The 13346-nt window shown below is 60.7% G+C and carries 12 protein-coding genes; 7 read left to right on the forward strand and 5 right to left on the reverse strand.

The annotated features are described in order from the left end of the window. The first annotated feature begins 1 nt into the window (after position 1). From ACP8KU_RS11180 to ACP8KU_RS11190, 3 genes are read left to right on the forward strand one after another with little or no spacing between them, the layout of a single operon-like run. Positions 2–1138, forward strand: a complete 1137-nt coding sequence (locus ACP8KU_RS11180; protein WP_484483763.1) for an amidase — start codon at positions 2–4, stop codon at positions 1136–1138. Continuing rightward, positions 1135–1845: a CPBP family intramembrane glutamic endopeptidase gene (locus tag ACP8KU_RS11185; protein ID WP_302526660.1), complete on the forward strand. Its 711-nt coding sequence runs from the start codon at positions 1135–1137 to the stop codon at positions 1843–1845. Before ACP8KU_RS11180 ends, ACP8KU_RS11185 begins: the two co-directional genes overlap by 4 nt. Positions 1846–1904: 59 nt before the next feature. Next, a complete protein-coding gene (locus ACP8KU_RS11190; RefSeq protein ID WP_484483764.1) occupies positions 1905–3149 on the forward strand; it encodes an LCP family protein in 1245 nt (414 codons plus the stop codon). A gap of 285 nt (positions 3150–3434) precedes the next feature. Here ACP8KU_RS11190 and ACP8KU_RS11195 read toward each other — a convergent pair whose 3' ends face one another. The 3 genes from ACP8KU_RS11195 to ACP8KU_RS11205 are packed head-to-tail and all read right to left on the reverse strand — an operon-like array spanning position 3435 to position 6027. Continuing rightward, positions 3435–4355: a DUF5926 family protein gene (locus ACP8KU_RS11195; protein ID WP_284902413.1), complete on the reverse strand. Its 921-nt coding sequence runs from the start codon at positions 4353–4355 to the stop codon at positions 3435–3437. A 20-nt stretch (positions 4356–4375) separates the two neighbouring features. Continuing rightward, positions 4376–5080: a glycerophosphodiester phosphodiesterase family protein gene (locus tag ACP8KU_RS11200; RefSeq protein WP_005279693.1), complete on the reverse strand. Its 705-nt coding sequence runs from the start codon at positions 5078–5080 to the stop codon at positions 4376–4378. Next, the gene (locus ACP8KU_RS11205) at positions 5080–6027 is read right to left on the reverse strand and encodes an L-lactate dehydrogenase (RefSeq protein ID WP_005279691.1); all 948 of its coding nucleotides are present in this window, start codon (positions 6025–6027) and stop codon (positions 5080–5082) included. The genes ACP8KU_RS11200 and ACP8KU_RS11205 overlap by 1 nt, the downstream gene beginning before the upstream one ends. Before the next feature lie 87 nt (positions 6028–6114). Between ACP8KU_RS11205 and ACP8KU_RS11210 the strand changes: the two genes are divergently transcribed. Further along, a complete protein-coding gene (locus ACP8KU_RS11210) occupies positions 6115–7857 on the forward strand; it encodes an alpha/beta-hydrolase family protein (RefSeq protein WP_484483765.1) in 1743 nt (580 codons plus the stop codon). Here ACP8KU_RS11210 and msrA read toward each other — a convergent pair. Then, complete coding sequence (msrA, locus tag ACP8KU_RS11215) at positions 7854–8501, reverse strand: peptide-methionine (S)-S-oxide reductase MsrA (RefSeq protein WP_284629289.1); 648 nt, start codon at positions 8499–8501, stop codon at positions 7854–7856. The genes ACP8KU_RS11210 and msrA overlap by 4 nt on opposite strands. Before the next feature lie 164 nt (positions 8502–8665). Between msrA and ACP8KU_RS11220 the strand changes: the two genes are divergently transcribed. The 3 genes from ACP8KU_RS11220 to ACP8KU_RS11230 all read left to right on the forward strand — a co-directional run bounded on the left by ACP8KU_RS11220 (position 8666) and on the right by ACP8KU_RS11230 (position 11854). After that, complete coding sequence (locus ACP8KU_RS11220; protein WP_005279684.1) at positions 8666–9268, forward strand: superoxide dismutase; 603 nt, start codon at positions 8666–8668, stop codon at positions 9266–9268. Positions 9269–9393: 125 nt separating this feature from the next. Continuing rightward, complete coding sequence (locus ACP8KU_RS11225) at positions 9394–10545, forward strand: MFS transporter (RefSeq protein WP_484483766.1); 1152 nt, start codon at positions 9394–9396, stop codon at positions 10543–10545. Positions 10546–10555: 10 nt separating this feature from the next. After that, complete coding sequence (locus tag ACP8KU_RS11230) at positions 10556–11854, forward strand: copper oxidase (RefSeq protein WP_484483767.1); 1299 nt, start codon at positions 10556–10558, stop codon at positions 11852–11854. Here ACP8KU_RS11230 and ACP8KU_RS11235 read toward each other — a convergent pair. After that, positions 11851–13284: a TM0106 family RecB-like putative nuclease gene (locus tag ACP8KU_RS11235; protein WP_237792560.1), complete on the reverse strand. Its 1434-nt coding sequence runs from the start codon at positions 13282–13284 to the stop codon at positions 11851–11853. The genes ACP8KU_RS11230 and ACP8KU_RS11235 overlap by 4 nt on opposite strands. Positions 13285–13346 lie beyond the last annotated feature (62 nt).

Genomic DNA, 13346 nt, shown 5'->3' on the forward strand with positions numbered 1-13346 from the left:
CATGGACTTTTCCATAGAACGACTCCGCGCGGATGTGCAGGGCATGGGCCCTCAAGAGCACGGTTTTACCTACCTGGATCTGCAGCGCACCCCCACCCGCACCGGCCGGCTGCGCGGGTGGATCCTTTCCGCAAAGGATCTCAACGATGTCGCGGGCATGCCCACCACCTTGGGCAATGCCAAGCGCACCTACTATCCCGCGGTCAGCGAGCCGTTCATCGCGAAGTTGGAAAAGCAGGGCGCGATATTCATTGGCAAGTCCTCCACCCCGGAGTTGGGCTTGCGCGTCGATACCGAGCCGGTGGATCTTCCCCACCCCGATAATCCCCTTTATCCAGGCCGCACCCCAGGTGGTTCCTCTGGCGGCGCGGCCGTCCAAGTAGCCCGCGGCCTCGTGCGCGCGGCCCAGGCCAGCGATGGCGGCGGTTCCATTCGCGTTCCCGCGGCGGCCTGCGGGGTCGTGGGGTTTAAGCCTGCGGGCAGCAACCTCGGCACGGAGGGGTTTATTACGCGCACCGTGGCCGATAATGCGTTCCTGCACGGCCACCGCATGATCACCCCGCGCGCCCGCATTGGGCTCTTGCTGGAGCCGCTTTTTGCCACGACCCGGGTGGAGGCCCACCACCTGCGGGCGGCACGCGAGGCCGCAGATCGGCTGCGCGCCGCGGGGTTCGAGGTCGTCCCCATTGCGCCGTATCCGCAGGCAGCGGCCACGTTTGCGCACTTCCGCGAGATCTTTACCTCCCGGTTTGCGGGGCTACCACAGGCAGAGGGCTACGCGGCTTGGGTGGCCCAGCAAGGTGCTACCGTATCCGCCGCCGAGCTAAGCGCCGCGCAGCGCCATGTCCGCCACCTCCCGGAGCTCTTGGCGCAGCAGTGGCGGGTCGATGCCATTATCACGCCCATGCTCTCCGCGGATCCCCCGCTGCGGGGGCATTTCCTGTCCCTTCCGCACGCGGAGAATTTCGACGCCCAAACGCGCTGGTCACCCTGGGCCTCACTGTTTAATATGGCCCAATTGCCCGCCATTTCCGTTCCTTGGGCCATCCCCGCGCACCCGCCCGTCGGCGTGCATGTGGGAGGCATTACGCTTTCCGATGCCCAACTTTTAGGCCTCGCCCACATCCTGCACCCATGACCAAGAACCTCCGCGCCGAACTGCTCATCGTCCTGACCCTGACCTTTGGTATCTCCGGGGTCAGGGCGGTGCTGCGGCTAATCAATTCACTGGCCGCCCCGCAGCCACTCAATGAGCAATCCGTCACGCTCAACTCCAGCCAATCCAGCCTTGCGTGGGTGGATTTGGGCCTGCAATTGTGCTCGGCGGCGGTCCTTTTTGCCTATGGTGCGCTAGCACTTTTCCTGCTGGCACAAGACCACATTAAACCGGCCGCCTACCGCGCCTCTGATTGGTTGCACGGCGCGGGACTCGCCGCGCTCATCGGCATCCCGGGCCTAGTTTTGTATTTCGTCGCGGTGCAGTTTGGCTGGAGCAAAGAGGTCATCCCCGGTGACTTCGATACTGCGTGGTTAGAAATCCCGGTGTCCCTCATCAAGGCCGCCGCAAACGCCTTTGCGGAAGAGACCGTGGTGGTCATGTGGCTAATGACCAGGCTGCGCCAAGCGCGCTGGACGCTGCCGGCCACCCTTGCGGCAAGCTCCATTCTGCGCGGTTCATATCACCTGTACCAGGGGGTATCGGCCGGCTTTGGCAATATCATCATGGGCGTAATCTACGGCTACTACTATCACCGCACCGGCCGCGTGTGGCCGCTTGTCATCGCGCACTTTCTTATCGATGCGATCGCTTTCCTCGGCTATTCCTTCGGCCTTTCCGTACTTTAAGTGTGGCGTGCTCGCGAGGAAAGCGGGGGAATTGGCCGGCGCCTTGTAAGGTATAGCGCATGACTGAATCAGGACGAGATCCGCATCGGGAGGCGCGCCGCGCTGGCGATAGCTCATCCAGTGAGTTCGTCCTTGGGGCCGATGGCCGTCCCCTCAAGGACCGCTACGGTCGGCCCATCCGTCGCCGGCCGCGCACGAATCGTTCCGAGCCGCAGCAGCACATCCCGCGCCAGGAAACCCCCACCCGCTACCCCAGCCAGTACCGGGCCCAGCAGCAGCGTTCCGCGCAGCAACCACCACAGCAACGGCCGCCGCAGCAGCTGCAACAGCGCTACCAGCCACAACAAGCGCAGCAACCGCCCCGCCGCCACTCTAAGCCGCACAGCCGCCGGAAAAAGACCAATCCGGTCAAGCGGTTCTTTGGCTGCGCCGGTATCTTTGTCCTCGTCGTCGTGGTCTGTAGCCTCATCTTCGCGCTGTGGGCCGATACGCGCCTGACCCGCGTGGATGCGCTCCCGGATGAGCAGGTGGCCAATACCTCTGGCACCAATTGGCTGTTGGTGGGATCCGATTCCCGCCAGGGCCTATCCGAAGAAGACCAACAAGCGCTCGGCACCGGTGGCGATGTGGGCGAGGGACGCACCGATACCATCATGCTCCTGCATATCCCGCGCTCCGGCCAAGCCCAGCTGGTCTCCATTCCGCGCGATAGCTACGTGGAAGTACCAGGCTTCGGCATGGATAAGATCAACGCCGCCTTTGCCTACGGCGGGCCAAAGCTCCTCACGCAAACCGTGGAGGGCAATACTGGCCTGCACATTGACCACTATGCCGAAATTGGTATGGGTGGTTTGGCCAATGTGGTCGATTCCGTCGGCGGCGTTGATATCTGCGTGCCAGAGCCCATCAATGACCCGTTGGCGGGCATCGATCTGCAGGAAGGCTGCCAGAAGCTAGAGGGAAGCGATGCGCTGGGTTATGTGCGCACCCGCGCCACCGCAATGGGCGATCTTGACCGCGTGCAGCGCCAGCGCGAGTTCTTCGCGGCGCTGCTAGATAAGATCACCTCCCCAGCCACCCTGATTAACCCCTTCCGGTCGATTTCCCTGATTAACCACACCGCTTCCTCTTTCATCGTCGGCGATGGCGACCACGTATGGCACCTAGCCCGCGTAGCACTTGCAATGGGCTCCGGCGTGGATACGGAAACCGTTCCCATTGGCGGGTTCCAGGACACCGTCGTGGGCAATGTCGTGCTCTGGGACGATGAAGGCGCCCAACAGCTCTGGGACTCCATGAAATAGGTCTGAACTCAATCTTCGTATCGGAAAAACGTTATTGACAAACCAGCAAGTGTGGTTGCTATGAAGAATTCAGGGTGAATTCTCCATTCCACAGGATCCATGGAGAACATCCTAATTATGCCAAGCATGAAGACTATTGCGCTGGCGGCTGCGGAAGCCCAGGCTATGCGCCGCGGCCCTGAGTTTTTCTTATTCATGCCTTAACTCGTCCTAGCTAGATTGCGAAGAAAGCGGCCCTTTCCTCCTTGTCTTTTCGAGGTAAAGGGTCGCTTTGTTGTGGTGCGTTTAGCGCAACGTCACCTGGCGGGACTTGATGTTTTCTAACTGCTTGCGCTCTTCTGCGTTCAATTGCGCGTCATTGGAGATTTCTTCTTCCAAGGCCTTATCTACGCCTGCGAGCTTGTCCCCATAAGAGGAGTAATCAACCTCGGGCTGCACGTCAAAGACGGGAGCGATGAGTCCGTGGGTACGGAATACGCCGGCGAACTTGGTGTCCTCGCCCAAGTTCAGCTCGCCGCGCGCGGCGACTCGCGCCAGGGCGTTGAGGAATGCGGCCTCATCGTCGTTCGGGCGCACCCAGCGCACATGCGCTTTGCCGCCGCCGGCATTGGCCCAAAAGGCGGTACCGGTAATGTCGTTGCCCACCTGGTGGGATTCAATAACCGAGTCATTGGCGGCGCGCATGGACTGCGATACCTCAGGGGTGACCTGCGCGCCTTCCGGGATCCACCAACTGAAGTCCTGGTGGACTTCGATGTCGAGGGTAGTTGCGGCATCGATAAGCTCACTAAGCTCCGGCTGCGAGCCATCGGCCGCGGTCGATTCCAAGGTAGAACCTGGCTCGTTGTTCTTGACCCAGTTCAGGGCGAAGGCCAGATCCCGGCCAGGGTTGTGGGTGTGGGACTGCACCTGCAGTGCCACAAAAGCATCACCGCCGAATTCCTCATCGCGGATCAGCGCCGCGGTGGCGCCCGGGAGGACGGTAGAGACGTAGACGTTCCTATCGCAGCCCTTCACGTCAAGCTTCGCAAAAGCGGAGGGCACGAACTCTTGCATGGCAACGAGGGAAGCCTCCGCCGCGAGGCCGCTATAGGGGCGCGGGTCTTTTTCCAAGGCGGCGCGCTCTTTGGCACGGGCAGCAAGCTTCGCCTGACGGCGGGACATGCCCTCAGGCAGGTCTTCTTGTTTCTTTTTCTTCTTGGCCATGCCTCCAAGATACCTGCTTTCTACAGCTCAATAGCGCGCAGGGCCACCTCCGGCTGATTGGTGGCAAGCATGTCCACGCCATTGGACCAAGCCCACTTCATGTCCTCCGGCTTATCAACGGTCCACATATACGTGGGCAAGCCCTGCGCACCAATAATGGCCGCCTGCATCTTGGCGCGCAGCAGGGAAACCCCCAGGGCGCTCGGCCGCGACCACATGAAATCCGAGCGATTGAAATGGCGTTCCCAGTCTCGGCGCAGGTAAATGCGGTCAATGTGCGGCGCCAAAATCTTCATGCGCCGGATGGCCTTATGGGAAAAGGAAATAACGTGCATGCGCGGGTCCTCATCGAGCCCGGCGGCGCGCAGTCGTTCCATGACCCGCTTTTCCAAGGCGCTGCCTTGCCCGGAGGGGTGCTTGGTTTCAATATAAAGGTGGTGGGGCTTGTCCCCCAGCATGGCCAGGAGGTCATCGAGAAGCATCATGCGCTGCCCCTTGCCGATGTCGACCTCACTCAGCTCCCGCCAGTCCATCGCCGAAACCCGCCCGGCGCGCCCCGTCGTTCGCTCCAAGGTGGGATCGTGTTGGACTACCACCTTGCCGTCGCGGCTTAACCGCACGTCGCACTCCACGCCGTGGATGGGAAGCTCCAGGGCCTTTTCAAAAGCTAAGGGGGATAGCTCCGGGTATTTTCCGGAGTATCCCCTATGCGCGACGATGTGCACTAGCCAAAGAACTTTTCTTTGATGTCATTGAGCGTCTTTGCAGAAGCGTCGAAGCGCTCCTTTTCGTGCTCGTTGAGCTGCAGCTCTACCGGGCGGACGATGCCGGTGCGGTTTACGATGGCTGCGGTGCCGATGTAGAGGTCCTCCACGCCGTACTCGCCCTGCAGGTAAGCAGAGACGGGAAGCGCCACGTCCTGGTTCTGGATGATCGCGGCGGTAATGCGCGCCAGCCCCATGCCGATGCCATAGGAGGTCGATCCCTTTGCATCGATAATGGAATAGGCGGCGTCGCGGGTTTCTTCAAAGATCTTTTCAATGCGCTCGGCGTATTCCGGCTCCTTTTCCAGCTTCTGCGAAAGCGGCACACCGGCAACATTCGCGGTGGAGACTGCGGGCAGCTCAGAATCGCCGTGCTCACCAATGATGTAGGCGTGCACGGACTTCGGTGCCACGCCCTCCAATTCACCCAGCATGTAGCGGAAACGCGCGGAGTCCAGAATCGTACCGGAGCCGATGACCCGCTTGTGGTCAAAGCCGGAGGCCTTCCATACCGCATAGGTCAGGATATCGACTGGGTTGGAGGCGACCAGGAAGATTCCGTCGAAGTCATTGGCGGTGACATCTGCGACGATGCTGTTCATGATCTTGACGTTCTTATCCACCAGGTCAAGACGGGTTTCGCCGGGCTTTTGGGCGGCGCCGGCGCAGATGACGACCATGTCAGCGTCCGCACAATCTTCGTAGGTGCCCTTGGTGACGCGGGTGCGCTGTGGAGACCAGACCACACCGTGGTTGAGGTCCATGACATTGCCTTCCAGCTTCCGCTCATCGATGTCGATGATGGCCAGGTGGTCAACGATGCTCTGGTTGACCAGTGCGTAGGCGTAAGCGACTCCCACGTCACCCGCGCCAATGAGAACAACTTTATTTCCTACATGCTTTGCCATAACCCCATTGTGCAACGCCCTGCGGGGTTTTGCATACGTAATGTTTCACACTGCGCAACGAGGTACGTTCTGGGATAATGGGCAACCATGAAACGCGCCTTCAGCCGCGCTGCACTAATTTCTCTTGGCGTAGTCGCGGATCTCACGCCCGTCGTCCGCATGACCAGCCGGCAGACGTTGCCACCCCATATGTCGGCCGGAATCTTAGGCGCAGAGCTGGCCACGTGGGCCGCGGTATCGCCGTCCCTGCTGCCCCGCCCGTGGTGGGTGACGGCGGCCAATGTATCTATCGGGCAAGCCATCGGGCACCTCGGGGCGGCCTCGACGAGTTTCGTGCTCAACCGGCTGGGCAAGCGACCCCAAGATCGCCTAGGCCCGCGCCACCGCCAAATTTTGCACCTCGCTATTGGGGCAGGCACCGCCTTCAATGCGGCGCTGTCGCTGCGCAACCAGGAGAAGCAGGCGGGTCTAGTAAATAAGCAACTCGTTCGCGGTCCAACCACCGCGGCCATCGGCCTCGCCGTCGGCACCGCCGGATACGGCGCGCTGTTATTGGTAGGCGAGGCGACACAGCTGACCGTAACCAAATTATCGCGCCAATTAGGCCGCTGGGTTCCCGCGCTCGTGGCTTGGCCGGCCGTAACCGCAGGGCTGACCTTGACCGCGGTGGGCCTATCGGATCGCGTGGTATTCCGTCGCTGGATCCGTTCGCTCTCCCACAAGGCCCAGCGCCTGAATAAACAAATCTTCCCCGGCACGTCGATGCCCTGGGAGCCAGAACGCTCCGGTAGCCCATGGTCGCTTGAACCTTGGTCCGCGTTAGGGCAACAGGGGCGGCGCTTTGTCTCCAACGGCCCGCGCGCCCGCGATATTCGCACCATCACCGGCGCTCCCGCCAAAGAACCCATCCGCATTTATGCCGGCTATATCCCAGGGCGTTCTTTTGCCCAAGCGGCGAAGAAGGTGCGCTCAGAATTGCAGCGCACCGGTGCGCTGCGCCGGGACACCATCGTCATTCAGATGCCCGCGGGATCCGGGTGGATTAATAACTGGAGCGCGAGCTCCTATGAGTTTTTGACCGCCGGTGACTGCGTCACCGTCACCATGCAGTATTCCTACCTGCCCTCGGTTTTCGCCTACCTCGTGGATAAAAACGCGCCCAAGCGCGCCGCAGCCGAGCTCATTTCCGTGGTGCAAGAAGAAATTGACAAGCTTCCAGAAGAAGACCGCCCGCGTCTCTACCTTGCGGGGGAGTCCCTGGGTGCCTATGCAATTATGGATAACTTCCAGAACAAGGAAGAACTCCTCGAGGCCTGTAGCGGCGCGGTCTTTTCTGGCCCGCCGCGGATGACGCGCTTTACCCAGCGCCTGCGCCGCGATATCGGCTCGCTCGAGCGGCTTCCCGTCATCGATGGCGGGAAACACGTCCGCTTTGTCGCCCAACCGGAGCACTCGCGCCGCGATGCCTTTGGCAACGATTTTCCTTCCAGCTGGCGCCGGCCCCGCGTGCTCATCGCCCAGCATGCCTCCGATGCCATCGTATGGTGGGACCTGAACCTGATGTTCCGCCGCCCTACCTGGATGCACGAACCCCAACCGGAAACGCTGCGGGCGGATACGCTCCGCCACCTGCGCTGGGCGCCGTTTATTACTTGGTGGCAGATTGGACTAGACCAGATCAACTCCCTGAACGTCCCGGGTGGCCACGGTCATAACTACTTTCAGGAGATGCTCTGGTACTGGAATGAGGTCCTAGGCTCCCAATCGCGCCTGAACCTCACTCCTAAATTAGCCCGGAAAATCGCCGGTTTCATTCGACTCGACGCCTAATCGCACTTCACACCAGTGCTGTGGTGCGGGCAGTAACCGTTCGGCACCTTGTGCAGGTATTGCTGGTGCTCGTCCTCGGCCAGGTAGTACTCGCCAGAGTCCGTATCGGTTAAGCGTTTTACTTCCGTCGTGGTTTCCCCAAAGCCAAAATCTTTGAGCTTATCCGCGTAGCTATCCACGATTTCCTGGATCTCTTCACGCTCTTCTTCGGTGCGGGGATAAAACGCGGAACGGTACTGCGTACCCACGTCGTTTCCTTGGCGGAAGCCCTGCGTCGGATCGTGGGCTTCCAGTGCCTTCACCACGAGCTCGCGCAAGGAGATCTTCTCCGGGTCATAGGTGACCTCGACGGTTTCTGCATGGTTGGTTTGCCCGCGGCAGACCTCATAATACGTGGGGTTCGGGGTCGTGCCACCGGCGTAGCCAACCGAGGTGGACTCGACTCCATCGGTCTCCCAAAACATCTTTTCTGCACCCCAGAAACAGCCCAGGGCAATCAAGATCGATTTCTGGCCGTCCTTCCACGGACCGGTAATTGGGGTATTCAGCACCGCGTGCGGGGCTGGGTCCAAGACCGGCTCGCTGCGGCCCGGCAGGGCATCTTCCGCAGCCACCATCTTCGGCTCTGGTTTAAACATCCACATTAGGTAATGCTCCTTTCTCCATTTCCCTTAATAACGTTGTACTGGGCAAATAGATTCCCGGGCCACTAAATATTCGCGGTAATTGCAGATTTCAAATTAATCATGGCGAAATCTTTCGATCGTGCCTATCATCGGGACACGTACCCGAAGAAAGGATTACACAAATGGCTGTTTACGAACTTCCTGATCTCCCATACGCATACGACGCACTGGAGCCACACATCTCCGCAGAGATTATGGAGCTCCACCACGACAAGCACCACGCAACCTACGTGAAGGGTGCTAACGCTGCCCTCGAGGCACTGGAAGAAGAGCGCAACGGCGAGGCTAACCCAGACCGTATCCGCGCCCTGTCCAAGAACTTGGCATTCAACCTGGGTGGCCACACCAACCACTCCATCTTCTGGAAGAACCTGTCCCCGAACGGTGGCGGCCAGCCCACCGGCGAGCTGGCAGAGGCTATCGACCGCGACTTCGGTTCCTTCGAGAAGTTCCAGGCACACTTCGCTGGTGCCGCTACCTCCCTCCAGGGTTCTGGCTGGGCAGTGCTGGGTTACGACCACATCGCTGACCGCCTGATCATCGAGCAGCTCACCGACCAGCAGGGCAACGTTTCCGTTGACTTCACCCCGCTGCTCATGCTCGATATGTGGGAGCACGCTTACTACCTGCAGTACAAGAACGTGAAGGGCGACTACGTCAAGGCCGCATGGAACGTCTTCAACTGGGACGACGTTGCAGAGCGTTTCGCTGCAGCTAAGAAGTAACTTCTAACTTAGTTACTTTCTGCCGCCTTTCCTTACTGGAAGGGCGGCATTTTCATGTTTGCACTAACCCCATCAAGGGTGTGGCGCAATTTACACCGCCGCCTGTGAAGAGAATGCTGATATGCATGACCAGAAACCGGCGCGCCACCATCGCCATGCTCCTGTTGGGCTTGGCGGTGTTTTCTAGCCTCTATACCACCCAAGCAATTTTGCCCACGTTGGTAACGGATATGGGCATCTCACACACCGAGGCGGCCATGACCGTTTCGGCCGCCACCGGCGCGTTGGCCATCTGCGTGGTTCCGGCGTCCATCCTTTCTGAGCGCTATGGGCGCGGGCGCATCCTCCTCATTTCCGCTATCGCCGCCACCATCCTGGGCCTCGTGGTGCCCCTGGCCCAAGAAGGCTGGCAGCTCATTGCCCTGCGCGGGCTGCAGGGCGCGATGTTATCCGGCGCTCCTGCGACGGCGATGGCCTGGTTATCAGAAGAGCTCGAGGATAATGCCTTGCCTAAAGCGATGGGCCTTTATATCGCCGGCAATTCCGTAGGCGGGCTCACCGGCCGCATCATTCCCGCGGGCTTGGTGGAGTTTTCCTCGTGGCGCTGGGCGCTGCTCGGTTCCGCCGTAGTCTCCCTGGCCTTTGCCATCACCTGCTGGCTCCTCCTGCCCGCCCAGCGGAATTTTCACCCCAAGGAAATTCACTTCCGCTCCGAGCTGAGTGCGGTCTTTGGGCACTGGGCGAATAAGGATCTCGCCACGTTATTTATCGTTGCCTTTTTATCCATGGGCACGTTCGTGTCCATGTATAACTTCCTCACCTTCCGCCTAACCGGGGATTTCGGCCTATCGCCGGCACTGGCCGGTTTTACCTTCCTGTTTTATCTCTCCGGCACGTGGTCCTCGGCCAGGGCGGGCACGCTGGTCGCGCGCATTGGGCACGGTAAAACCATGGTCGGTTCCGCCGCGCTCTTTACCGTGGGCATTATCCTCTGCGCCGGCAACCTAGCCATGACTCTTATCGGCATGGTGTGCCTGACCGTCGGTTTCTTCGCGGTGCACTCCACAGCGTCTGGCTGGGTGGGGCAACTGGCCACCCACGACCGCGCCGAGGCATCCTCAATGTACGTTTTCTGCTATTACCTGGGCTCTTCCATCGTGGGCGCCTTGGCAGGCGTGCTTTTCGATGCCCTCACCTGGCACCAATTCATCGCCTGCTTCACCGCCTTCGCGCTCGCGCTCACGGCGCTGACTTGGACCAAGATTAAATCCGACTAAACTCGGTTTTATGCCTCAAGATAAGTGGTCGAGCCGCACCTGGCACCGCAAAGCCTCACGCCCCGTGTCCATCTGGATGATGGTCTTCATCGTAGTGGGCGCAGCGCACATATTCGTGCCCAATTATCGCTGGGTACTTATCCACCTCTTCACGTTGGGCCTGGTCACCAACAGCATCCTGGTGTGGTCGCAGCACCTGACTGAAAAATTCGTGCAACAAAAACTGCCGGATTCCGCCCGCCCCAAACAGCTCGCGCGCATCTATATCCTCAATATCGGCATCATCATCGCCGTCGCGGGCCAAATCCTCGTGCAATTCTGGGCTCACCACTGGATACTGACCCAGATCGGTGCCACGCTTATCGCGCTTACCGTTTTATGGCACGCGGTGTCCCTGTTTGCCCAGTGGCGAACAGCTAAGGATAAGCGCTTCCGCCCAGTTGTCGGCGCCTACGTGCTATCCGCGCTGTGCTTGCCGGTCGGTGCGGTCTTCGGCGCGATCCTGGCCATTCACCCGGGTGATCCGCAGTTGCTCTTGGCCCATATCGCCGCCAATATCGGCGGTTTCATCGGCCTTGCTGCGGCAGGTTCTTTGACCATCCTCTTTCCCACGATCTGGCGCACGCAGGGCACCAATGAGCGCATGTCCTCCTCGTTCGCGCTGCTTACCTTGGGCGTGGTGGCAACGTCCATCGGCGCGTTTCTGAACTTCCCGCAGCTTGGGCTGATCATCTATTGCATCGGCTGGATCTTGAGCCTGCAGCAGTGGCTTGGCAATGTCATCGACGTCGCCCGCGCACCGCGCGACCGCGTTAACTTTGCCTCCGTCTCGGCGCTGATGGCCACGCTCTGGCTGGTGCTATCCCTGGCGTACTACACCACGCAGCACTTCCTCGTGGCAGAACCAGGGCTTCCTACGCTCGGCCTCGTGGTGGGCTTTGCGGCGCAGCTGCTCATCGGAGTCATGAGCTATCTTCTTCCCACCACCATGGGCGGTGGCCCCAGCGCGGTCCGCGCGGGGCTTCAGGAGCTGGATCGGTGGGGCCTGTTGCGCGCCACATTCGTCAATGGGGGGCTGCTCATCTGGATGGGCACGGATATCTCCTTGCTCAAGGTGGTGGCCTCGCTACTATGCATCGGTTCTTTGGCGGTCTACCCCATATTCATTGCCCGTGCGGTCAAGGCCCAAAAGCAGGTGTTGATGAAAAAGGCGGAAGGTCCCGCGCCGAAAACCACCGCGGACTGGAACCAAATCTATATCGGCATCGCCATCCTGGCGGTAATCTACGCCCTGTTCGCGGCGCTCTAGAGCTCCGGGATTCCCGGCGCGCCGGCGCTCATCCACTCGCGCACTATCCGGGTGGCGTGGACATCGCCGGCGTTATAGTCCAAAAGGCGCTGCCGGACGCTCATATCGCCCGCTAGGGCCTCCCGGCGCGCGTTGACGGATTCTTCGCCATCAAAGTCCTCTTCCGGCCACCGGAATCCCGCCACTGGGGCCACCACTTTGAGCCCCAGCCCAAAGGGCCCCGCGAAGGATCTCTTCACGTAGGCAAACATATCCACCCACTCTGGGGAAGAGATAAAGTCTTCTACTTCCCGTTCATCCACCTCCCGGAAGCGCTGCGCGGAGCGGCGCATCCAGTGGTTCTCGCCGTGGGCGGAATAGCAATAAGCGGCAAAGGTCTTGCCCTCCGCATGCGCTGTATCGCGCAGCTGCATCAACCACCTCCAAAATTCGGCGAAGTTCTCCGCCTCAGCGCGCCCGCCCAGCGGCTCCCACGTCACGAAGGGGTGGTACTCGCCCTCGAACCACGCGCCCCACAGGTAAGCGCCTTGGTCCATGTAGGCCTCCATGTCCACATCCACCTCGACATCCGCCCGCGGCACCGACGTATCCCCGCGGCGCAGCAGCGTCTGCCCGGCACGCCACGCGGCGGCGAGGCGGGAGGGCTCGCCCACATTGGCATCGATAAGCGCCTGCACCGTGGTAATGCCGCGCTCGCGAAAGGGGCGGGCGCGATCGCCCGGCAAGAAAAGGGAAATATCGTCCGCCGCCACCAGTTCTTGTTCGCACAAGGGCCAGAACCTGCAGCTAGCGCACTCTTTGACCCGCACCGGCGCGGTGGGAAGCGGCTTATCCCAGGCGCGCTGCACATCAAACTTCGCCGTCTCCGTGAAAAAGGCCTGCTGGCGGTCCTGACCGATGGCACCGCCGCGCCCGGAATTCAGGCCCATATCTTCCAAGGCCTCGGCGGCGAGCGCCAAACGATAGCCATCGACGGCATGGTGGCGGGCCTTGTACGGAACCTCCATGGGCTCGCTCAACCCAAGGCGGTGGGTGGGCACGGCAAGCGTGGTTTTCTTTGGGTGCTTGCGCGCCACGCGGTGGTTGCTCACAATAATGGGGGTATAAGAACCCGCCTCCCGCAGCAGCAATTCCACGTGCACTTTCCACTTTTCGGTGGCAAAGACCGCATTGGTGATGTGGGTATAGCCGGAGGCAATGGCCTCCAGCGTGGCCATGGCGCGTTCCCAATCGTCACCTTCTAGATCGATGCGCCGGAAACGGCCAGGGGCTTTACGCGGGAATAACTCCATGACCGCGTCTACGGCGGCGCTGTGGCGCTCGGCCCGAGCAATCGAGGCTCGGGTGCGCGGAATCTCCGGGTGGGCGCGCCGCTGCGCCAAGCGATAGCGGCACCCAACGAGATCCGAAGCTACAACGACATCCTCCACACCGGGTGAGCTTAATAGAACAGCAAGGTAATGTTGAATCCAGACTCGATCGAACGTAAGGG

The organism is Corynebacterium sp. LaCa_282, from assembly GCF_057198125.1.

Bases quoted from the DNA above. Each gene is read 5' to 3' on its own strand.
- ACP8KU_RS11180 (WP_484483763.1), top strand. From the start codon at position 2: ATGGACTTTTCCATAGAACGACTCCGCGCGGATGTGCAGGGCATGGGC.
- ACP8KU_RS11185 (WP_302526660.1), top strand. From the start codon at position 1,135: ATGACCAAGAACCTCCGCGCCGAACTGCTCATCGTCCTGACCCTGACC.
- ACP8KU_RS11190 (WP_484483764.1), top strand. From the start codon at position 1,905: ATGACTGAATCAGGACGAGATCCGCATCGGGAGGCGCGCCGCGCTGGC.
- ACP8KU_RS11195 (WP_284902413.1), bottom strand. From the start codon at position 4,355: ATGGCCAAGAAGAAAAAGAAACAAGAAGACCTGCCTGAGGGCATGTCC.
- ACP8KU_RS11205 (WP_005279691.1), bottom strand. From the start codon at position 6,027: ATGGCAAAGCATGTAGGAAATAAAGTTGTTCTCATTGGCGCGGGTGAC.
- ACP8KU_RS11210 (WP_484483765.1), top strand. From the start codon at position 6,115: ATGAAACGCGCCTTCAGCCGCGCTGCACTAATTTCTCTTGGCGTAGTC.
- msrA (WP_284629289.1), bottom strand. From the start codon at position 8,501: ATGTGGATGTTTAAACCAGAGCCGAAGATGGTGGCTGCGGAAGATGCC.
- ACP8KU_RS11220 (WP_005279684.1), top strand. From the start codon at position 8,666: ATGGCTGTTTACGAACTTCCTGATCTCCCATACGCATACGACGCACTG.
- ACP8KU_RS11225 (WP_484483766.1), top strand. From the start codon at position 9,394: ATGACCAGAAACCGGCGCGCCACCATCGCCATGCTCCTGTTGGGCTTG.
- ACP8KU_RS11230 (WP_484483767.1), top strand. From the start codon at position 10,556: ATGCCTCAAGATAAGTGGTCGAGCCGCACCTGGCACCGCAAAGCCTCA.